20 protein-coding genes are annotated in these 21,081 nt (G+C 35.8%); 6 read left to right on the top strand and 14 right to left on the bottom strand.

Annotated features, from left to right (window positions below):
• Positions 1-3: 3 nt before the first annotated feature.
• From ABVM53_RS02850 to ABVM53_RS02820, 7 genes are all read right to left on the bottom strand, one after another.
• Entirely contained in the window at positions 4-249 is a 246-nt protein-coding gene (locus ABVM53_RS02850; RefSeq protein ID WP_371456953.1) for a Rho termination factor N-terminal domain-containing protein, read from the bottom strand.
• A gap of 92 nt (positions 250-341) precedes the next feature.
• Positions 342-1,124 (bottom strand): 23S rRNA pseudouridine(2604) synthase RluF, encoded by a 783-nt coding sequence (gene rluF / locus ABVM53_RS02845; protein WP_405329262.1) that lies wholly within the window; start codon positions 1,122-1,124, stop codon positions 342-344.
• A gap of 31 nt (positions 1,125-1,155) precedes the next feature.
• Positions 1,156-1,995: an alpha/beta hydrolase gene (locus ABVM53_RS02840; RefSeq protein WP_405329259.1), complete on the bottom strand. Its 840-nt coding sequence runs from the start codon at positions 1,993-1,995 to the stop codon at positions 1,156-1,158.
• A gap of 48 nt (positions 1,996-2,043) precedes the next feature.
• A complete protein-coding gene (locus ABVM53_RS02835) occupies positions 2,044-2,247 on the bottom strand; it encodes a hypothetical protein (protein ID WP_128757627.1) in 204 nt (67 codons plus the stop codon).
• Between the two features lie 103 nt (positions 2,248-2,350).
• The gene (locus ABVM53_RS02830; RefSeq protein WP_405329256.1) at positions 2,351-2,722 is read right to left on the bottom strand and encodes a cupin domain-containing protein; all 372 of its coding nucleotides are present in this window, start codon (positions 2,720-2,722) and stop codon (positions 2,351-2,353) included.
• Positions 2,723-2,743: 21 nt separating this feature from the next.
• Positions 2,744-3,289 (bottom strand): hypothetical protein, encoded by a 546-nt coding sequence (locus tag ABVM53_RS02825; RefSeq protein WP_405329253.1) that lies wholly within the window; start codon positions 3,287-3,289, stop codon positions 2,744-2,746.
• 22 nt (positions 3,290-3,311) lie between these two features.
• Positions 3,312-4,832: a helicase HerA-like domain-containing protein gene (locus ABVM53_RS02820; protein WP_405329251.1), complete on the bottom strand. Its 1,521-nt coding sequence runs from the start codon at positions 4,830-4,832 to the stop codon at positions 3,312-3,314.
• A gap of 152 nt (positions 4,833-4,984) precedes the next feature.
• Here ABVM53_RS02820 and ABVM53_RS02815 point away from each other — a divergent pair, with 152 nt between their 5' ends.
• Entirely contained in the window at positions 4,985-5,617 is a 633-nt protein-coding gene (locus ABVM53_RS02815; RefSeq protein ID WP_405329248.1) for a 7-carboxy-7-deazaguanine synthase QueE, read from the top strand.
• Positions 5,618-5,670: 53 nt separating this feature from the next.
• Here ABVM53_RS02815 and ABVM53_RS02810 read toward each other — a convergent pair whose 3' ends face one another.
• Entirely contained in the window at positions 5,671-6,222 is a 552-nt protein-coding gene (locus ABVM53_RS02810) for a DUF2911 domain-containing protein (RefSeq protein WP_371456958.1), read from the bottom strand.
• Positions 6,223-6,476: 254 nt separating this feature from the next.
• Here ABVM53_RS02810 and asnB point away from each other — a divergent pair, with 254 nt between their 5' ends.
• From asnB to secDF, 5 genes are all read left to right on the top strand, one after another.
• Complete coding sequence (asnB, locus tag ABVM53_RS02805) at positions 6,477-8,159, top strand: asparagine synthase B (RefSeq protein WP_405329245.1); 1,683 nt, start codon at positions 6,477-6,479, stop codon at positions 8,157-8,159.
• Between the two features lie 293 nt (positions 8,160-8,452).
• Complete coding sequence (gene gyrB / locus ABVM53_RS02800; protein WP_128757620.1) at positions 8,453-10,393, top strand: DNA topoisomerase (ATP-hydrolyzing) subunit B; 1,941 nt, start codon at positions 8,453-8,455, stop codon at positions 10,391-10,393.
• A 121-nt stretch (positions 10,394-10,514) separates the two neighbouring features.
• The gene (locus ABVM53_RS02795; protein ID WP_405329242.1) at positions 10,515-11,516 is read left to right on the top strand and encodes a DUF6588 family protein; all 1,002 of its coding nucleotides are present in this window, start codon (positions 10,515-10,517) and stop codon (positions 11,514-11,516) included.
• A gap of 182 nt (positions 11,517-11,698) precedes the next feature.
• The gene (gene mdh, locus ABVM53_RS02790; RefSeq protein WP_405329239.1) at positions 11,699-12,625 is read left to right on the top strand and encodes a malate dehydrogenase; all 927 of its coding nucleotides are present in this window, start codon (positions 11,699-11,701) and stop codon (positions 12,623-12,625) included.
• A 406-nt stretch (positions 12,626-13,031) separates the two neighbouring features.
• Complete coding sequence (secDF, locus tag ABVM53_RS02785; RefSeq protein ID WP_405329236.1) at positions 13,032-16,046, top strand: protein translocase subunit SecDF; 3,015 nt, start codon at positions 13,032-13,034, stop codon at positions 16,044-16,046.
• Between the two features lie 91 nt (positions 16,047-16,137).
• Here secDF and ABVM53_RS02780 read toward each other — a convergent pair whose 3' ends face one another.
• Genes ABVM53_RS02780 through folE form a run of 6 tightly spaced genes read right to left on the bottom strand, consistent with a single transcriptional unit; the run spans position 16,138 to position 21,008 of the window.
• Entirely contained in the window at positions 16,138-17,055 is a 918-nt protein-coding gene (locus ABVM53_RS02780) for a glutaminase (protein WP_405329234.1), read from the bottom strand.
• A complete protein-coding gene (locus tag ABVM53_RS02775; protein ID WP_405329231.1) occupies positions 17,056-17,544 on the bottom strand; it encodes a DUF192 domain-containing protein in 489 nt (162 codons plus the stop codon).
• Between the two features lie 4 nt (positions 17,545-17,548).
• Complete coding sequence (gene lgt / locus ABVM53_RS02770; RefSeq protein ID WP_405329228.1) at positions 17,549-18,484, bottom strand: prolipoprotein diacylglyceryl transferase; 936 nt, start codon at positions 18,482-18,484, stop codon at positions 17,549-17,551.
• 59 nt (positions 18,485-18,543) lie between these two features.
• Positions 18,544-18,792: a membrane protein insertion efficiency factor YidD gene (yidD, locus tag ABVM53_RS02765; RefSeq protein ID WP_405329225.1), complete on the bottom strand. Its 249-nt coding sequence runs from the start codon at positions 18,790-18,792 to the stop codon at positions 18,544-18,546.
• Between the two features lie 11 nt (positions 18,793-18,803).
• On the bottom strand, positions 18,804-20,291 hold the full coding sequence (gene cysS / locus ABVM53_RS02760; protein WP_405329222.1) for a cysteine--tRNA ligase: 1,488 nt from the start codon (positions 20,289-20,291) through the stop codon (positions 18,804-18,806).
• Between the two features lie 36 nt (positions 20,292-20,327).
• Entirely contained in the window at positions 20,328-21,008 is a 681-nt protein-coding gene (gene folE / locus ABVM53_RS02755) for a GTP cyclohydrolase I FolE (protein ID WP_128757611.1), read from the bottom strand.
• Positions 21,009-21,081: the final 73 nt, after the last annotated feature.

The following is a 21,081-nucleotide window of genomic DNA, read 5'->3' as shown; positions in this document are numbered from 1 at the left end:
AGGTTAGTTATTTCGAAGCGCTTTGATGAGTTCTTTCTTATTCATTTTAGATCTGCCATCAATGCCTACTTTCTTAGCTTGCTCATAAAGATCTTTCTTGGTGCGCTCTTCATATTTTTCAGATTTGCCACCTTTCTCGCCAGAATTTGATGTATTTGCTATGCGAGCAGATTTTTCTTTACTGTAACCTTGATCTCGTAATGCTTCGTACTGTTTTTCATTTTTAACAGATGGAATTTTTTCTGCCATAATTTGAGTTTTTGAAGATTCATCTAAAATTAGGTCGAAAATCTCATTTGGCAGGCATACTTAACACAGGTTTAATTTTTAGCAGCAGCGGTTTACTGTATGCGTCGTCTGGGGCCACTAGGCTTAGGTGTAGCGCCATCTCCTGCGATGTATTCTTTAGAGCTGTTAATGAGTAGCTCATTTAAATCATTGAGCTCTGTTTTAGTAAATTCTCTATACTTACCTACACCTACATCAAGATGTATGTTCATAATACGCACTCTTTTTAACCGAGTTACATTATAACCAAGGTGCTCACACATACGACGAATCTGTCTGTTTAATCCTTGAGTAAGTATAATTTTGAATCTATTTTTTCCCAGCTGTGTAACTTCACATTTACGCGTAATGGTATCAAGGATAGGAACTCCGCCGGCCATACTATTTACAAATGAAGCGGTAACAGGTTTATCTACTTCAACTATATATTCTTTATCGTGATTATTACGTGCACGTAAAATTTTATTTACGATATCCCCATCATTAGTTAAGAATATAAGACCTTCACTAGCTTTATCTAATCTGCCTATAGGGAAAATACGTGTTGGGTAATTTATATAATCGATAATATTGTCTTTTTCTACTCGAGTATCTGTTGTGCAAACAATGCCTACCGGTTTATTAAAAATCAGGTATACAGGAGCATCTTGTTTCTCACCTACCAGTTTACCATTTACACGTATCTCATCAGCGGCACTCACTTTTGTACCCATCTCAGGAACACTACCGTTTACCGTTATACGGCCGGCATCAATAAGTTTATCTGCTTCACGTCTTGAACAAAAACCTACCTCACTGAGGTATTTGTTTATTCTTGTTTTAATAGGTTCTTCCATAATTGTAAATGTATAGCGTTTGCGATGAAGATTAGCGTTTTAAAAAGTCAACAATTTGATCATTAACTTTAGGGTCGTAAAGCGAGTGATTAAGTCCTTTAGTTTCTATAAATTCTGAATTTTTATAGGTCGCATGAATAGATTTTGATCCTGAAAACGGAGTGATAGTATCATCCATATCGTGAATTATTAATGCCGGAGTTTTAATATTTTTCGCAAACACCGAAGATGAAAAATCTGCAGTCTTAAAGTTAAAACGTTTTTGAAAGTAATTTTCCAGCGCTTGCATAACGCGGTCATTCAGTTTTAAAATACGCTGATAATCAATAAGAATACTATCTAATCGATCTGGAGCACCTAAAACAACCAGCTTTTCAGGTTTATAAGTGTCTGTTTGTGATTGATTGAATAAAACGGTCATAGCGCCTATTGAGTGTCCTATCATATAATCGGGTTGATAGCGTACTAGAACTTCACTTAATACTTCGTGATAAATAGGAACATATAAATATTTACCTGTGCTGTAACCGTGGGCAGGAGCGTCAAAAGCTATTATGGTATAATTCTCACTCTTAAGTCTGCCTATCATTTCTTTCCAACGATGCGAATGACTTTCCCAACCGTGCACAAGTAAAATAGTTTTCTTTCCGCCTTCCCATTTATAGGGTTGTATTTTTAGATTATTTATTTCTATTGCAGGCTCGAGATTAGGTTTTAAAAAACCTTCATGATGAGGTCCTATTTTGCCGCGTCTAGGTTTACTAAATATTTTAAAAGCCTTTTTAGCAGCAGCTTGAGGACTAATAATTGCTAATGTATTAACGTAGTTTCCTAATATTTTAGGAAGCATTTTTACTAAATATTTATTCATAAAAAAACCCTCTTTTATAGAGGGTCAAATATACGGGTTATGAGATTTCTAACGTTTGTTTTCAGTGTCAATCACATCGGTGTCCTTTCTATATTTCAGTAATGATATACCAGATAAAAAGAAAACTCCTCCTAATATAGCCATTGCCCAGGGACTTAAACCCGTGCTTAAACTTCCAAATATACCTAGAACTCCTACCACAAGTGCAATTGCTCCTCCTATCACCATTACTAATGCTAAAATCTTAATCATAATAAATAATCTAAGTTATGAATCAAAAGTAATAGAATGATTATTAGATCTATAAATGATTAACGCTCCTTTAGCTAAGAATTAGTAAATATTAGTAAAAAAGCTACACTTCTTCTCTGTGAACCTTTTTAAAGTGAAAAGCTGGTTTACAGATTGATAGATAGGTGCAAGGTTCTGAAAACGGATTACTGTATTGCACGCGTGTACCGGCAATTATTTTAATCGATTGACCTGCCTCAAGTAGTATACTTTCATCGTCAATTATAAACATCTTCTTGCCTGAAATTATAAAGGTGTACTCATCAAATTCTGGAGTTTGAAAAGGTTCGCTCCAATTTGCTGGAGCAATCATATGAGCAATGCTTATTTCCGTATTACCATCGCTGGCATTACCAAAATGTTCCCCTATATATTTACCATCTGTGGTAGGTACTACAAAAGGATTTTTCTGTACCAGATAACGCTCTTTTTTCATTTTTCTATTTTGAATTGGTTATTACCAGCCAATCATAAAATATTTAATTTTTGCAGAATCGGGAATTTCGGCTTGGGATACTTTGGCATCCATATCAAAGCGTAATTCACCGGCAAGTTCTTTTCTGTCGATGGTAAAGTAAGCATTTATCTCATCTACAAATACCACTACACTGCTTATCAAAGTTTCAATACGCGATATCTCATAAGCATCAGATATATCTTTAAACGTACTGTTTAAATTAATGCCTTCCTGCGTTGTATACCGTTCATCAAATATTTGTACAGTTCTTATAGTTTTTGGTTGGTTGTCTTTTACTGGCATCAAGCTTAATAATTGAGCGCCTCCTTTTTCATAAATTTCAATAGCATTAACATTCAGCTCTTCGCTTAATCCTGAATTTTGATCTACAACACTGTCATTTTCAAAAATTGTTTTGAGTTCATCTAGAGTTGTATTCTTTGTAAGTGGTCCCACGCTATCTGGAGTTACTTCATAGGGTTTGTCTGAATCACACGATACCAGAATAAGATTTGCGATAAGAGTTAAGAGTAATAAACGTTTCATATATTATTTAAATGTTAGGTTGTTATTTAATCATTTTTCCCAAGATACCTAATACACCACGTATAACAGTGGCACTAGTAAGAACCTTTAAGATTGCTTTTTCAGTTGCGCTACTTTTTGATGAAGTACGTGTGCTTCTTTTAACTGTTGCACGCTCTTCTTTAGCTTTTTCTTTTACCTCCTCACTTTCAGCTTTTTTTATTTTTGCTGTTAACATTTCGTATGCGCTTTCTCGATCTATTGAGTTATTATATTTTGGAGCCAAAACAGATTTTTTGTAAAGATCGTCTAGTTCTTGATTTGTCAAAATATCCATTCGGGACATAGGTGCACGCATCATTGTTGCAGCGAGTGGAGTAGGACGCCCCTTCTCGTCAAGAGCAGAAACTAATGCTTCACCGGTTCCCAATGAAGTTAAAACTTCTTTAGTATCATAATATTCAGAATCGGGATAGTTCTCTGCAGTAAGCTTAATAGCTTTACGGTCTTTAGCCGTAAATGCCCGAAGCGCATGTTGTATTTTTAAACCTAACTGACTTAAAACACCTTCTGGAACATCGGTGGGGTTTTGAGTAACAAAATAAAGACCAACTCCTTTACTGCGTATTAGTTTTACAATACTTTCTATTTGGCTATGTAGCGCTTTAGAAGCTTCTTTAAAAATCAAATGAGCTTCATCAATAAAAATTACAAGTTCAGGACGCTCACTATCTCCTCGCTCAGGAAAAGTACTATAAATCTCTGCAAGTAAACTCAACATAAAAGTTGAGAAAAGTTGGGGACGATCTTGAATATCTGTAAGCCGAATAATATTAATTTTTCCTCTTCCGGTCTCATCGAGTTTCAGCAAATCATCAACTTCAAAAGATTTCTCTCCAAAAAAGATGTCTCCTCCTTGCTGTTCTAGTTGAACAATCTTGCGCAATATGGCACCTGCCGAAGCAGTAGAAATTCTACCGTATAAATCTTGAATTTCTTCTTTGCCTTCATCTGTAGCATATTGAAGAACCTTTTTAAAATCTTTCAGGTCTAATAGAGGTAAACTCTTGTCATCACAATATTTAAATAGAATTGCAATTATCCCTGATTGCGCATTAGATGCATCCATTATACGTGAAAAAAGTACAGGTCCAAACTCACTTACAGTGGCTCTTAACCGAACGCCATTCTGCTCAGAAATCGTAAGTAATTCTACTGGGAAATCTTTAGGTGTATAGGGTAAACCTATTTTTTGATGTCGTTCATAAATTTTAGGATGATTAGAACCTGCTTTGGCAATTCCGCTTAAATCACCTTTCATATCCATCAATAGAACCGGAACACCTTTTTCTGAAAGATTTTCTGCAAGAATCTGTAAGGTTTTTGTCTTACCGGTACCGGTTGCTCCTGCAATGAGACCATGCCGATTTAAAGTACGCAAAGGAATCTTAATATGTGCATCTGTAATGGTTTGACCATTAAGCATTGCGCCTCCTACAGTGATGTATTCGCCCTTAAACGTATTGCCTGTGACGATATGCTCTCTAAAAGCTTCGGTATCCATAAATTGAAATTTGGCTAAAAATAAGGATTAATACAAGAAATAGGAGATGTGTAGATGTATAAAAATAGGTTCTAATTTTTGAGTTGTTTGCATATTAAAATAAGACTGTCAAGCTTTGGCAACGATTTTATTGAGGCGTATCTTTGCAGCTTATGACAAAAGAAGCAACAGCAAACCGGGTAAAGCTGGGAGAATTACTTCCGCTGATGGAAGAATTTTATACAATTCAAGGTGAAGGAGCGCACACTGGGACGCCTGCATATTTTATACGTGTAGGTGGTTGTGATGTAGGATGTCACTGGTGTGATGTAAAAGAAAGCTGGGATGCTGCAATTCATCCACCTACAGAAGCAACTGCGATTGTTGCAAATGCTGTAAAATATAGTAAAACGATTGTAATAACAGGTGGAGAGCCGCTTATGTGGGATATGCGACATCTTACCAGTTTGCTTAAAGCTGAAGGTTTAAAAGTTCATATTGAAACGTCTGGAGCTTATGAGTTGAGTGGAGAATGGGATTGGATCTGTTTGTCTCCAAAAAAGCGAATGCTTCCGAAACCACGTATATATAAAGAAGCGCACGAACTTAAAGTGATTATTTTTAATAAATCTGATTTTGCCTTTGCTGAAGAACATGCAGCAATGATTAACGAGAATTGCGAATTATACTTGCAGTCAGAATGGAGTGTAAGAGATAAAATGACACCGCTCATTGTTGATTATGTAATGGCTAATCCTAAATGGAAAATAAGTCTGCAGACTCATAAATATTTAAATATACCCTAATAAAAAAAAGGCTTTCAGTTTATGAAAGCCTTTTTTAATCTATATATATTCTATTATTCTACTTCTTCTACGGGTACTTGTATATAAGAGTCATCCCATCCTAAAAACATATCAGATCCTGCTTCAGTAGGTTGAAATGAGATTGAAAAAGACTCGATAGGCGCCGCAGTTTTGCGGGCTGGTGTAGTAATACGTAATAAATCGCGTTCTTGTTTGTAGCCATAGGCTCCCCAAGTGTCAAGATCCTTATTTAATATTACCGTCCATTCTTTTTCTCCAGGTATTGTAAACAACGTATAGGTGCCTGCAGCCACTTTTTTGTCTCCAAGCATCATATCTTTATAAAATTTTATTTCTGTTGATTCATTAGCACCGGTTCGCCATATTTCTCCGTACTTCTGTATTCCGTCCTTAGCAGCAAAAACATCGCGACCTTTACGTTGCGGTCTGCTATAAATAACCCGTACACGCGGTGCTTTATCTTGCCCTCTAAACATTGCGATGTCTAACGGACTTTTATCTAACTCACTAAATTTTTGAGCATTAAGTGAATTGCCCATTACTAAAAAGGTAAGCAGGAAGCTGCTAATTATAAGAGATTTCATTAAAAATTTTATTTATGTTGGATTTATATATTCTCACAAATGTACAATGGGTATAAGATTAGGTTTGTTAATGGTTTATTAAAAGAAGTGAGATTTCTATTTTAAATTTAAAGTGCAATTTTTCATAAAATACAATTACATATAAATAGTTTATCGACTTTTGAAGTTAACGTATGTAAGCATAATATAGTTTTGTGTTTGTGAATTAGAATTGAATAGGCATCTTTGAACTATCAAATTAAAACAATACGATTATGTGCGGGATAGTATGTGCCTATGAATTAAAGCAATCATCTGAAGTCTTAAGACCTCAGTTGCTAGAGATGTCAAAAAAAATACGTCATCGTGGTCCAGATTGGAATGGAGTTTATGCAGACGAAAAAGCAATATTAGCTCATGAGCGTTTATCTATAGTTGATCCTGCTTCTGGTAAGCAGCCGCTATTGAGTCCTGATGGTAAACTTGTACTAGCAGCCAATGGCGAAATTTATAATCATCAGAAATTACGCAAGCAGTTTGAGGGGAGTTATAACTTTCAAACCGAATCAGATTGTGAAGTAATACTTGCATTATATCAAGAAAAAGGACCTGATTTTCTAGATGAGCTGAATGGTATTTTTGCTTTTTCACTATATGATGCAGAGAAGGATGAGTATTTTATAGCTCGTGATCATATGGGTATTATACCACTTTATATGGGTTGGGATGAGCACGGTACTTTTTACGTAGCTTCAGAACTTAAAGCATTAGAAGGTACTTGTACTAAAATTAAATTGTTTCCTCCAGGTCATTATCTACATAGTGCTGATGGTGAATTGCGACAGTGGTATAAGCGCGATTGGATGGAGTATGAAGCAGTAAAAGAGAATGAAACAAGCATAGAAAAATTAAGAGATGCTCTTGAAGCAGCTGTGCACCGTCAACTTATGTCTGACGTGCCTTATGGAGTTTTACTTTCGGGAGGATTAGATTCTTCGATCACCTCTGCAGTCGCTAAAAAATATGCAGAAAAACGTATCGAATCTGGAGATACAGACGGTGCTTGGTGGCCTCGATTACATTCCTTCTCTGTAGGTTTGGAAGGTTCGCCAGATTTAGCAGCAGCTCAGAAAGTTGCAGATCATATAGGTACTGTACATCATGAAATAAAATTTACGATACAGGAAGGACTTGATGCAATAAAAGATGTAATCTATAACTTGGAGACTTATGATATTACAACGATTAGAGCTTCTACGCCGATGTATCTCATGGCCCGTGTAATAAAATCAATGGGTGTTAAGATGGTGCTTTCGGGCGAGGGTGCAGATGAAGTTTTTGGAGGATATCTATATTTTCATAAGGCGCCTAATGCTCAGGAATTTCACGAAGAGACTGTGCGAAAACTAGGTAAGCTTCATATGTATGACTGCCTAAGAGCAAATAAATCACTAGCCGCTTGGGGGATTGAAGGTCGGGTTCCATTCTTAGATAAAGAATTTATGGATGTAGCTATGCGAATTAACCCACAAGACAAAATGATTAATGGTGAGCGTATGGAAAAATGGGTGCTTCGTAAAGCTTTTGAATCTTATTTACCAGAGAGCGTTGCGTGGAGACAAAAAGAGCAATTTTCTGACGGGGTGGGTTACAGCTGGATAGATACACTTAAAGAGGTAGCTAATGAAAAGGTGTCTGACGAGCAACTTGCAAATGCGAAATATAAATTTCCTATTCAAACACCTACAAACAAAGAAGAATACTACTACAGAAGTATTTTTACAGATCACTTCCCAAGTGACGCTGCAGCTTGGTCAGTTCCTCAGGAAGCTTCGGTTGCCTGCAGTACCAAGATTGCTTTGGAGTGGGATGAAGCATTTAAAAATATGAATGACCCATCGGGACGTGCAGTTGCTAATGTTCATTCTGATGCGTATATTAAAAAACAACTGGCTTAACAGTTGAGGTTTTACTTTTGGAGCCGCTTTCTCGATGAGAAAGCGGCTTTTTTTTGCTTAATTAAGTTGAGATCTGGGAATAACTTATTTTTGTGCTTTTTTTCACATTTTGTTGATAACTTAACGTCTTTGGCGTGGCTTTTGTCTATATATAGGGATGCGATTTTTTATATTTGTTAGCTATCAAAAAACACGACTTATTACGGGTTATTTTTTGATTTTGAGCAATAAAATTATAAAGCACATAGTTTCCGCTTTAAGAATAAACAGAACACTTAATTAAATAAATTTATATGAGCGAAGAAGCCAATAAGAAGCAATATTCGGCAGACAGCATTCAGGCGCTAGAGGGAATGGAGCACGTGCGTATGCGTCCCTCAATGTATATTGGAGATGTAGGAGTGCGTGGTTTGCACCACTTGGTTTATGAGGTTGTTGACAACTCGATAGATGAAGCTATGGCAGGTCACTGTGACGCCATAGATGTTGTTATAAATGAAAATAACTCAATATCTGTTAAAGATAATGGTCGGGGGATACCTGTTGACCTACATAAGAAAGAAGGAGTCTCTGCCTTACAGGTTGTAATGACTAAAATAGGTGCCGGAGGTAAATTTGATAAGGATTCTTATAAAGTTTCAGGAGGTCTTCACGGAGTAGGTGTAAGTTGTGTTAATGCTCTTTCAGATCATTTGCGTGCGACTGTTTATCGAGATGGGAAAATCTGGGAACAGGAATATGAGAAGGGGAAAGCGATGTACCCTGTTAAAGCTATAGGAGATACAACAGATAGAGGTACAGCTGTAACATTTCTTCCAGATCCAACGATATTTCAGCAAACAATAGAATTTAATTACGATACGCTGGCTAGTCGTATGCGTGAACTTTCTTATTTAAATAAGGGAATTACCATTACGCTAATTGATAAGCGTCGTAAAAATGACAAAGGTGAATATGATGTAGAAACTTTTCATTCTGAAGAAGGTTTGAAAGAGTTTGTACGTTTTATGGATGGTAATCGTCAGCCTATAATCGGTCATGTGATCTCAATGGAAGGTGAGAAAAATGATATTCCTGTTGAGGTAGCTATGATTTATAACGATAGCTATGCAGAAAATTTGCATTCGTATGTAAATAATATCAATACTCATGAGGGTGGTACACATTTAGCTGGTTTTAGACGTGGATTAACTACTTCTTTAAAGAAATATGCAGATGCTTCTGGATTGCTAGACAAATTGAAGTTTGACATTGCCGGAGACGATTTTAGAGAAGGTCTTACAGCAATTATTTCTGTAAAAGTTGCAGAGCCACAATTTGAGGGTCAGACTAAAACAAAATTAGGTAACAGAGAAGTGACTTCAGCGGTATCTCAAGCAGTTTCAGAAATGCTTGAAATTTATCTTGAAGAGCATCCAGACGATGCAAAAACTATTGTTCAGAAGGTAATTCTTGCAGCTCAGGCTCGTCACGCCGCTAAGAAAGCGCGTGAAATGGTACAGCGTAAAACAGTTATGAGTATAGGTGGTTTACCTGGAAAATTAGCTGACTGTTCAGAAACTGATCCTGCTGCTTGTGAAGTGTTTCTTGTCGAGGGAGATTCGGCAGGTGGTACTGCAAAAATGGGACGTGATCGTAATTTTCAAGCAATTTTACCCCTGCGTGGTAAAATTTTGAATGTTGAGAAAGCGATGCAACATAAGGTTTTTGAAAATGAAGAAATCAAAAATATTTTTACAGCTCTAGGTGTAACGATAGGTACAGAAGAAGATAGCAAGGCTTTGAATTTGTCAAAACTGCGTTATCATAAAATTGTTATTATGTGTGATGCCGATGTCGATGGTAGCCATATTGCAACTTTGATTCTTACTTTTTTCTTTAGATATATGAGAGAACTGGTTGAGGGTGGACACGTTTATATTGCTACTCCGCCATTATATCTTGTGAAAAAAGGTAAAAAAATGCGTTATGCATGGTCTGAGAAGGAGCGTGATGAGTATAATGACGCGATGGGTGGTAGTGCAGGTATACAGCGTTACAAGGGTCTTGGAGAGATGAATGCTGAGCAATTGTGGGATACTACTATGAATCCAGAATTTAGAACTTTGCGCCAAGTTACAATTGATAACGGTACAGAAGCAGATCGTATATTCTCCATGTTAATGGGAGATGAGGTTCCGCCAAGGAGAGAGTTTATTGAGAAAAATGCGATTTATGCAAATATTGATGTGTAATTTATTTTACTCTTAAAATTATAATTTAGCCTGCTTTTACTAAAGCAGGCTTTTTTTTGCGTATTAAGTTTTGATTAACAGTCGTTTTACTATTTTTGAGAGGAACCAAATCAATCAAAAAATGAAAAAAATAATACTAAGTTTTTCAATCGCATTTTGCGCTTTTACGGGGTATAGTCAGGATGACGGATTTGAATCAATTGTTAAAGCAGGGGCTGCAGACTCTAACACCCTTATGGGAGCTTATATTGCACCAGCGATGGAGGGACTTGTATATAGTATGTCTGGAGGATGGTATCATACTGCAAAAACACATAAACAATTAGGCTTTGATATTACAATAGGTTTTAATGGTGCAATTGTACCTTCTGAAAAAGAGATCTTTTTGTTGAGTCAGCTTGACTTTCAAAATAATTATACCGCTAGTTCAGATGTTACACCTACGGTAGCGGGTAATGGAGCGCCGTCTGAAATTACATTTAATACAAGCGAAGGAAATGTCACTTTTACAATGCCAGAAGGGGTAAAAGACGATCTACCTATAAATGCAGTACCGGCTCCGGCAATTCAAGCAAGTTTAGGTGTGTTTAAAAGCACAGATCTTATGGTGCGATTTGTACCCGAAGTAGGTAGCGATCACGTTAAGGGTAAACTATTTGGTGCTGGGTTTAAGCATAATATTATGCAATATTTTGGCCCTTTAGATAGGTTGCCTTTAAATGTTTCAGTTTTAGGAGCATTTACTACTATGAATGTAGATTATGATATTCAGTCTGAATCAAGTATAGATGGTTCTAATCAAGCTGCAGAATTTAAATTAAACTCCTATACAGTTCAGGGTATAGCCTCTTTAGACTTTCCTATTGTAACGGTTTATGGAGGTCTAGGATTTACTGGTGGTAAGTCTGAATTAAATGTCTTAGGTACGTATGAATATGCAACTAATGGTAGTGCAACGAATAATGCGACAATCGTGGATCCTATCAATCTATCTTACACTCCATCTAGTGTAAGAGCTTCATTAGGTGCTCGTTTGAATCTGGCATTTTTTAAGATCTTTGCAGATTATACCGTTCAAGAATATAGTAATGTAACTGCAGGCATCGCATTTAGTTTTAGGTAAAAAAAGAATCATTAATTATAACAATGACTTTCAGAGATGAAAGTCATTGTTATTTGGGTCAATTTTAAAACCTTAGTTGCTATTATACTCTTTGAGAAATTGTATTTTTGAAATGCGCAATCGTTAACGTGTAATTTTAAGGGTTGTGGTCAATCAATAATTATTCACTTAAATAAAATAGAATGAAAGTTACCGTAGTAGGAGCAGGAGCAGTAGGTGCAAGTTGTGCCGAATATATTGCTATGAAAAATTTTGCCTCAGATGTAGTTCTTTTAGATATTAAAGAAGGATTTGCTGAAGGAAAAGCAATGGATTTAATGCAAACTGCTTCATTAAATGCTTTTGATACCCGCATAACCGGTACCACTGGCGATTATTCTAAAACTGCAAATAGTGATGTTGCGGTAATTACTAGTGGAATACCTCGTAAACCAGGTATGACAAGAGAAGAATTAATAGGGATAAATGCAGGTATTGTAAAAGATGTTGCGACTAATTTAATTAAGCATTCTCCAAATGTTATAATTATAGTAGTTAGTAACCCTATGGATACGATGGCCTATTTAGTTCATAAAGCAACAGGACTTCCTAAAAATCAAATTATAGGAATGGGTGGTGCTCTTGATAGTGCACGTTTTAAATACCGTCTTGCTGAAGCATTAGAATGTCCTATTTCTGATGTAGATGGTATGGTAATAGGTGGACATAGTGATACTGGTATGATTCCACTTACACGATTAGCAACTCGTAACAGTGTTTTAGCTTCAGAATTTTTAGCTGAAGATCGTTTAGATCAAGTGCTTGAAGATACTAAGGTAGGAGGCGCTACACTTACAAAATTATTAGGAACATCAGCTTGGTATGCTCCAGGAGCAGCAGTATCGGGAATGGTACAGGCTATCGCTTGTGATCAAAAGAAAATGTTCCCTTGTTCTGTAATGTTGAATGGTGAATATGGTCTTGAAGATATATGTATAGGTGTTCCTGTACTTTTAGGAAAAAATGGTATTGAGAAAATTGTTACTATAGAATTAAGTGATGCTGAAAAAGCAAAACTTCAGGAGAGTGCAGATGCTGTACGTAAGACTAATGGATTATTAGAATTTTAAACAGCTCTAAAGTTTAAATAGAAAGCCACCTAACCGGGTGGCTTTTTTTATTTATAGCTAAAAAGGAGCAGTACTATTTAAATTTAAAAAATGAATCATTTATTCTATAAATTAAGGTGTTAGGCTCAGGAGTTTGAAAATCTTTTTGAGAGCTAAAAAATAGAGCTTTGAAAGCATGCCTTAAGTGTAATGAAATGTGCCGCATAATTTTATGGAGATAATTATTAATTTAAAATTCTTAAAATCAGGTGATTGATCATTCGTTATTCTTTATATTTTAATAACTAAAAGTTAAAGGAATCTAAAATATATTTATTGGCATTTCTGCATTGAAACCCTATATTTGCACGTTTTAAAAAATTGCCCGAAAAAAGTTCGGGTAGAATTAATAAATATTTATAGGATAATGCAGAATAAAGGACTCATACGAGTATTTGCGATTTTATTTGGGTTGGTAAGTTTGTACCAGCTTTCATTTACGTATTTTACAAATAAGGCAGAAGATGAAGCTTCGGCTTACGCAGAGCGTCAAGTATCTAATACTGTAGAAGATTATGTAGATAGACGGGGGGAAGTTGAGCGCCGTTATTTAGATTCTGTAGGAAACAATCCTATCGCATTGGGTATTACCTATAACGATGCAAAAGCAAAAGAACTAAACAAAGGTTTGGATCTTAAAGGAGGTATGAATGCTATTCTTGAGATTTCTGTAGCAGATATCTTAAGAGGTTTAAGTAATAATAGTACTGATCCTGCCTTTAATCAAGCATTAGATCAAGCGGCAGAAGCACAAAAGGATAGTCAAAATAGCTTTTTAGAAGACTTTTTTGATGCTTTTGAAGCGTTGCCGGGAGATAACAAATTAGCATCTCCAGATATATTTGCAAATACTACTCTAGGTGAGAAGGTAAACTTCAATATGAGTAATGCAGATGTTGAGCCGGTAATAAAGAAAGAGGTTGATGAATCGATCAAGTCTGCTTTTGAAGTACTGCGTAATCGTATTGATAAATTTGGTGTTACTCAACCTAATATTCAGCGTTTAGATAATCAATCAAGAATTCTTATAGAATTACCTGGTGCTACAGATATTGAGCGTGTAAAATTTCAATTAGAAAGTACTGCACAATTAGAGTTTTATAAAACACATTATGCAGCAAATGTTGCACCTTACTTATTTGAAGTAAACACGGTTCTTAAAGATCTTGTTGCTCCTGCAACTTCGGAAGAGGTTGAGGAAACTACAGCAGATTCTACGGAAACTAAAGATGATTCAATTGAAGAATTATTGGCAAGTGAAGAAGATTCAGTAAGTACAGGAAGTCAAAATAATCCATTATTTGAACTGTTTAGTTTTAATCCTGCTATTCAGCAATATGGTCAGGCTGCTGTAATTGGTTATGCGCAAGCAAAAGATACAGCTACAATTAACAGCTACTTATCAAAGCCCGAAATCGTAAGACTGCGCCCACAAGATTTGCGTTATGCAAAATTTAGATGGGGAACTGCAGAGGAAGAAACAAGCGTTGTAGGTTTATATGCATTACAGTCAGATAGAAGTGGAACTCCGGCAATGGATGGTGATGTTGTTCAGGATTCACGTCAACAATACACACAATCAGGATTGCCATCTGTAGGGATTGATTTTGAAGGTCAAGGTCCTGGTAAATGGGCAAAGTTAACGGGAGAAGTTGCAAATGAAGGTAGTGCAATTGCGATTGTTCTAGATGACGTTGTTTATTCTGCAGCAACTGCTAAAGCAGAAATTACAGGTGGTGCTACAGAGATTTCAGGTAGTTTTACAGTAACTCAAGCTCAGGATTTAGCAAACGTACTTAAGGCTGGTAAATTACCTGCTTCAGCAAAAATTATATCTTATGATGTTGTTGGTCCTTCACTAGGTCAGGAAGCGATTAATAGCGGTTTAATATCATTTGTATTAGCATTAGTACTTGTTCTTGTATGGATGGTATTCTATTATGGTAAAGCAGGTCTATTTGCAGATATCGCACTGGCAGTTAACATTCTATTTATCTTCGGAATATTAGCTGGTTTAGGTGCTGTTCTTACATTACCTGGAATTGCAGGTATTGTACTTACTATAGGTATGTCTGTAGATGCAAACGTGCTTATTTTTGAGCGTATTAAAGAAGAGCTTGCTAAAGGTAAATCTCAGAAAGATGCTATTAAGGATGGTTTTAGTAATGCACTATCTTCTATTCTTGATGCAAACATCACAACATTCCTTACTGCATTAATTTTATTCTTATTTGGTACAGGACCTATTCAAGGTTTTGCAACTACCTTAATGATAGGTATTGCTACATCTTTATTTACAGCGATTTTTGTTACACGTCTGTTTGTAGATGGTTACGGTAAAAATGGAAAATCACTAATGTTTTCTACTGCTGCAACACGTAACTTATTTACCAACTTTAATAAGGATTTCCTAGCAAAGCGAAAAATTGCTTACGTGATAAGTGGTATTCTTATAATTGTTAGTTTAATTTCTTTATTTACAAATGGTTTAGATCAAGGTGTAGATTTTGTAGGTGGTCGTAATTATACGGTGCGATTTGAGCAACCAGTAAATGCGAGTGAAGTAGAAGGTAAATTAGTAGCCGAATTAGAAAGCGCACAAGCTAAAACCTACGGTGAATCAAACCAATTAAAAATTACTACTAAGTATAGAATTAATGAAGAAGCATCAGAAGTTGATGATGATATTCAGCAGAAATTATTTACTGCATTAGGTAGTTATTTGCCATCAGATCTTACTTATGCGCAATTTGTAAAAGGTGGATCTAGTGAAGCTAAAATAGGTATTCTTGAATACAACAAAGTTGGTCCTACCATTGCAGATGATATTAAAAAAGATTCATTCAGGGCAGTTTTAGGTTCTCTAGTAGTTGTATTCTTATATATTCTTCTACGTTTTAGAAGATGGCAGTTCTCATTGGGAGCTGTTGCTGCAGTATTCCATGATGTATTAATTGTACTGGGTATATTCTCTTTAACTTATAAGTTTATGCCATTTAACATGGAAGTTGATCAGTCATTTATCGCTGCGATTCTTACAGTAATTGGATACTCGCTGAATGATACGGTGGTAGTATTTGACCGTATTAGAGAGTTTATGAAAGAATATGGTCCTACTCGCAAAATGGACTTAATCATAAATCAAGCAATTAATAGTACAATAAGCCGTACGTTAAATACATCGATGACAACTTTAATCGTTTTACTTGCAATCTTCATATTTGGAGGAGCTAGTATTATGGGCTTCATGTTTGCATTGATTGTAGGTGTGGTTGTAGGTACATACTCGTCAATCTTTATTGCTACTCCGGTTATGTATGATACTATTCAGAAGAAAGCATTAAAGCAAGAAGTAGAAGTTGAGGAAGAGCCGGTGGCTTAACTCCTAAACTTAATCAAAAAAAGAGCCGATAGTTTTAAAACTATCGGCTCTTTTTTTTTGATTCTAACTTTAATTCAAAATCTGAGTAAAGTTAAAATACAGATTGTTCGGTTTTTGTAGTGAGAAGCTCAAGAGCTTTAAGACCTAATTCTGAATTCCCTTTTGAATTTAATGGCGGACTCCAGACTGCGATGCTGTAGTATTTAGGATGCAAGGCTACAATGCCTCCGCCCACGCCACTTTTACCCGGTAAACCTACGCTAAATGCAAATTCGCCAGACTCATCATAAAACCCACAAGTGAGCATAAGAGCATTAATACGTTTGGCTAAAGTAGGATCTAAAACAGCTGCTTCTGCACTGAGATCATATTCCCCGTAGTTTAGAAATATGGTGAAGGTTTGTGCCAGTTGCTTGCAATTCATAGCAATGGAGCATTGATGAAAATAGAAATCAAGAACCTCATTTACATCATTCTTTATATTGCCAAAATCTTTCATTAAATGTGTCAAAGACGCATTGCGGAATTTATGTTCCATCTCAGATTCGGCAACTTTGGTATTGTATTGAATAGTTTGATCTTCTGCAAGGTCTCTAACGTATTGCAAAAAATCTACCTTCGGATTTTTAAGTTCAGAAATTAAAATATCTGCAACAACAAGCGCTCCGGCATTAATAAATGGATTGCGAGGAATTCCCTTTTCATATTCGAGCTGTACGAGTGAATTAAAAGGATCTCCTGAAGGTTCAACACCTATGCGTGTCCACATATGATTTCCGATTAATTTTAAAGCTAATGAAAGGCTAAGTACCTTTGATATACTTTGTATAGAAAATGTCTCTAACGCATCACCCACAGAGTAACCCTGACCATCTGTACACTGAAGATAAATTCCAAATTTATCAGGTTGTACATTTCCGAGTTCAGGAATATAGGTGGCTACTTTTCCAGAGCCTTCAATTAATCCTATTTCAGCACTTATTTCATCAAGAACTTTTTGATAATCCATTTAGTTACGTGTCCAGCTTATTGAATCTCCCTCTGTAATAGTATGCAATTTTGCAAATCCTGCGTTTGTTTCCAGAACATAAGTCACAGGGACTTGAGAAGGTAAGTTTGATTCATCAAGAGGCATCGCATTTTCTATAATTGTTGCAATAGATTTCTCTTTTGTGATAAAGAATAAGTCTAGAGGTATGTACGTATTCTTCATATAAAAATTATGAGGGCGCTCATCATTAAATATAAAAAGCATCGCTTGGTTGCCTTCCATAGATTCTCTATACATCAAACCTGTTGATGTCTCGTATTCTGTCTCAGCAAATTCTACATCGAGATCTATAATAGTACTATCGTTCTTAAATATTTTTAACTCCCCCTCTTTAGTGAAAGTAATAGGAGCTTGATCTAGCGATTCTCCTTCTGAGTTACTTTCTTCTTTGCACGAATAAAAGATGCATAGAAAAGATAAAATATATAAGAATTTATAGACTTTCATAATCTTAATATTGAGGGTTTTGCTTTTGATTTAGACCGCGTACTATTAAGAAAATACCAATAAGTATAAATGGAACGCTCAATATTTGACCCGTATTTAATCCAAATACCCAATTTTCTCTACCTTCTACTTGAGCCCTTTTGAAGAATTCTACTATAAAACGAACAGTCCATAGTAATACTAGAAATAGACCAAATATAAGTCCTTCTTTTTTGCGTAGATTAGTTTTCCAGTAAACAAACATTAGAATTAAGAATACAAAAATGTAACCTGTTGCTTCCATAAGTTGACCTGGAAAGCGGTATGGAATTTCTGCAATATAATTTGCAAATTGTGGATCATCTGTTAAGGCTCTAAAAGCTTTATGCTCGTCAGCTATTCCGGTAATTCGCTGAACCTCATATTTATTGTATTGATCTTGAACAAATTTTATTCCCAAATTTGAATCGGTAATTTTACCTACCATTTCAGAATTAAAAAAGTTACCTATACGTACAAATATAGCTCCCAAAGAAACTGGAAGTATTACTCTGTCTAAAAGCCAAAGAACACTTTTCTTAAGAATTTTCTTGTTATATAAATACATTGCAAAGATCATCCCTATAGCAGCTCCGTGACTAGCTAATCCTTGAAAACCGGTATATTCAATTTCAGGTACAAATCTAAAAGGAAGCAACACAGAAAGAGGATCCTCCCAGAGTAATTCAGTTTGATAGAAAAATACGTGTCCTAAGCGTGCTCCTAATAAAATTGCCAGAACCGAGTATATAAATAATGGATCAAGTTTTTCTTCTTCAACTCCCTCATATTTGTACACTCGCTTCATCAAATACCAGCCTAATGAAAAAGCAAGGACAAACATTAAACTGTAATAGTGAATTGTCAAAAATCCTAAGTCTAGGCCGGTAGAGGGATTCCAAGTCATTTTTAGAGGAAGCATATATAAAAATTTTGTGCGTAAATATATAAAAGCCAAGAAGCTTCTAGGTGATTTTTGTATTAATTATGTGAGTTAGCTTTTTTTGGTTCTGGGACGGGATCATATCCAGAGCCTCCCCAGGGATTGCAACTTGCAATACGTTTAATTGCCAGCCAGCTCCCTTTAAAAATTCCGTGTTTTTCTATAGCTGTGACACTATAGTGGGAGCAAGTAGGAGAATATCTGCAGGCCGGTGGTAATAAAGGAGATAAAAATTTTTGATAAACTCTTATGGGAAAAATTAATATGTTTTTAGCAAAATTTCTCACCGTAAGTAGATCTAAGAAAAAGTAAATGTTGTCCCTTCTTTACCGTCCTTAAGTTGTATTCCAAGTTCAAGAAGTTGATCACGTATTTGGTCGCTCGTAGCAAAATCCTTATTTGATCTGGCTTCCTTGCGCAATTGTATAAGTAATTCTATTGCACCATTAAGTTTATCTGAATTAGACTCTGCGGCAATGTTTAAATCTTCTAAGCCCAGAATATCAAAAACAAAGGCGTGTATCGAAGATTGAAACTTCTCTAAATCCGTTTGAGTAATACTGGCTTTGCCATCCTTTATTTGATGGATGTATTTTGCCGCTTCAAAAAGTTGTGCAATTAGTATAGGCGAATTAAAATCGTCATTCATAGCATCGTAGCACGATTGAATCCAAGAATTGATATCAATCGAACTTTTTTCTGAAGTAGGAAGTGCACTGAGTAAATTAATTGCTTCCATAAGGCGATTGAAACCTTTTTCACTTGCTAATAATGCGTCGTTGCTAAAGTCAAGAACACTCCTATAATGCGCTTGCATAATAAAAAAGCGTGCTACACTTGGGGAATATCCTTTAGTTAAAAACGGACTCTCACCACTAAATATTTCAGCCGGAAAAATATTATTACCGGTGCTTTTAGACATTTTTTTGCCATTAAGCGTCAGCATATTCGCGTGTAGCCAATAATTCACAGGGTCTTGACCATTAGAAGCTTCAGATTGTGCAATCTCACATTCGTGATGCGGAAACTTTAAATCCATTCCTCCACCGTGAATATCAAATTTTTCGCCAAGATATTTTGTACTCATTGCAGTACACTCTAAATGCCATCCCGGGAAACCATCGCCCCAAGGAGACGGCCAGCGCATAATGTGCTGCTGTTCGGCTTTTTTCCAAAGAGCAAAATCTTGTGGATTTTTTTTCTCACTTTGAGCAGTGAGTTCACGCGTATTGGTAATCATATCTTCTAGTAATCTGCCACTAAGCTTACCATAATTATGATTTTCATTAAATTTTAATACATCAAAGTAAACCGATCCATTTTTTGAATAGGCATATCCATTGTCAAGAATTTCCTTGATAATTTCAATCTGCTCAATAATATGACCAGTAGCTGTAGGCTCGATGCTGGGAGGGAGGCAATTAAATTTTTGAAGTATATTATGAAAGTCTATGGTGTACTGCTGTACAACTTCCATAGGCTCTATTTGTTCAAGACGTGCTTTTTTAGAAATTTTGTCTTCACCTTCGTCTGCATCATCGGTTAAATGACCGGCATCTGTGATATTTCTAACATATCTTACCTTATAACCTAAATGTTTTAAGTATCTAAAAATCATGTCAAAAGACATAAATGTGCGTACATTTCCCAGATGTACATTGCTGTACACTGTAGGGCCACATACATACATTCCCACGTTTCCCTCTAAAATAGGTTTGAATAATTCTTTCTCACCAGATAGTGAATTATAAAGGGTAACGGATTGATTAGAATACAATGACGTCATAAAGTATAGTTGTATATGTAAGTGATTACAAGAAACTTAAAAAGTAGTATCAAGTTTTATATAATCCAGAAATTCTCTGCGTACAGATTCTTCTTTAAATTTTCCTCCAAATTCACTGGTAACTGTGCTGCTTTCGATATCGCGAATTCCTCTACTATTAACACAAAGATGTTTTGCATCAATTACACAAGCAACATCTTGAGTCCCTAATGCGATTTGTAGTTCTTCTACAATCTGCATAGTCAACCTTTCTTGTACTTGTGGTCTTTTTGCGTAATAATCAACTATGCGGTTCATTTTAGAAAGACCTACCACCGTACCATTTGAGATATAGGCAACGTGAGCTCTCCCTATAATGGGTAGTAAATGGTGCTCACAAGTAGAATAAACTGTTATGTTTTTTTCCACAAGCATTTCACCATACTTATAGTTATTCTCAAAAGTGGAGGCTTTTGGTTTTCGCTGAGGGTGTAAGCCTGCAAAAAGCTCATTTACAAACATTTTTGCCACACGATTAGGTGTGCCTTTGAGACTATCGTCTGTTAAGTCTAAACCTAATGTATGCATGATGTGACTTACATCTTCTTTTATTAATGCAATTTTTTCTGCATCACTCATTTCAAAAGCGTCTTCTCTAAGAGGTGTAGTTGCAGAAGCACTATGGTGATCATCACCTGCTTCATCAATCGCTTTTAATTCTTCGTTTTCAAAATTCATATTCATAAAGCTATTAGTCGCTGCTTAGGCTAAAGGCTTGCAAAGATAGTTAATTTAACAATTTAAAGTTGCT

The organism is Leeuwenhoekiella sp. LLG6367-2.1 (assembly GCF_045055775.1).
Lineage (GTDB): Bacteria > Bacteroidota > Bacteroidia > Flavobacteriales > Flavobacteriaceae > Leeuwenhoekiella > Leeuwenhoekiella aequorea.
This window is presented reverse-complemented; position numbering and strand designations above follow the sequence as displayed.

Excerpts from the sequence above, each read along its gene's own strand:
- ABVM53_RS02850 (WP_371456953.1), bottom strand. The coding sequence starts at position 249 with ATGGCAGAAAAAATTCCATCTGTTAAAAATGAAAAACAGTACGAAGCA.
- rluF (WP_405329262.1), bottom strand. The coding sequence starts at position 1,124 with ATGGAAGAACCTATTAAAACAAGAATAAACAAATACCTCAGTGAGGTA.
- ABVM53_RS02840 (WP_405329259.1), bottom strand. The coding sequence starts at position 1,995 with ATGAATAAATATTTAGTAAAAATGCTTCCTAAAATATTAGGAAACTAC.
- ABVM53_RS02835 (WP_128757627.1), bottom strand. The coding sequence starts at position 2,247 with ATGATTAAGATTTTAGCATTAGTAATGGTGATAGGAGGAGCAATTGCA.
- ABVM53_RS02830 (WP_405329256.1), bottom strand. The coding sequence starts at position 2,722 with ATGAAAAAAGAGCGTTATCTGGTACAGAAAAATCCTTTTGTAGTACCT.
- ABVM53_RS02825 (WP_405329253.1), bottom strand. The coding sequence starts at position 3,289 with ATGAAACGTTTATTACTCTTAACTCTTATCGCAAATCTTATTCTGGTA.
- ABVM53_RS02820 (WP_405329251.1), bottom strand. The coding sequence starts at position 4,832 with ATGGATACCGAAGCTTTTAGAGAGCATATCGTCACAGGCAATACGTTT.
- ABVM53_RS02815 (WP_405329248.1), top strand. The coding sequence starts at position 4,985 with ATGACAAAAGAAGCAACAGCAAACCGGGTAAAGCTGGGAGAATTACTT.
- ABVM53_RS02810 (WP_371456958.1), bottom strand. The coding sequence starts at position 6,222 with ATGAAATCTCTTATAATTAGCAGCTTCCTGCTTACCTTTTTAGTAATG.
- asnB (WP_405329245.1), top strand. The coding sequence starts at position 6,477 with ATGTGCGGGATAGTATGTGCCTATGAATTAAAGCAATCATCTGAAGTC.
- gyrB (WP_128757620.1), top strand. The coding sequence starts at position 8,453 with ATGAGCGAAGAAGCCAATAAGAAGCAATATTCGGCAGACAGCATTCAG.
- ABVM53_RS02795 (WP_405329242.1), top strand. The coding sequence starts at position 10,515 with ATGAAAAAAATAATACTAAGTTTTTCAATCGCATTTTGCGCTTTTACG.
- mdh (WP_405329239.1), top strand. The coding sequence starts at position 11,699 with ATGAAAGTTACCGTAGTAGGAGCAGGAGCAGTAGGTGCAAGTTGTGCC.
- secDF (WP_405329236.1), top strand. The coding sequence starts at position 13,032 with ATGCAGAATAAAGGACTCATACGAGTATTTGCGATTTTATTTGGGTTG.
- ABVM53_RS02780 (WP_405329234.1), bottom strand. The coding sequence starts at position 17,055 with ATGGATTATCAAAAAGTTCTTGATGAAATAAGTGCTGAAATAGGATTA.
- ABVM53_RS02775 (WP_405329231.1), bottom strand. The coding sequence starts at position 17,544 with ATGAAAGTCTATAAATTCTTATATATTTTATCTTTTCTATGCATCTTT.
- lgt (WP_405329228.1), bottom strand. The coding sequence starts at position 18,484 with ATGCTTCCTCTAAAAATGACTTGGAATCCCTCTACCGGCCTAGACTTA.
- cysS (WP_405329222.1), bottom strand. The coding sequence starts at position 20,291 with ATGACGTCATTGTATTCTAATCAATCCGTTACCCTTTATAATTCACTA.
- folE (WP_128757611.1), bottom strand. The coding sequence starts at position 21,008 with ATGAATTTTGAAAACGAAGAATTAAAAGCGATTGATGAAGCAGGTGAT.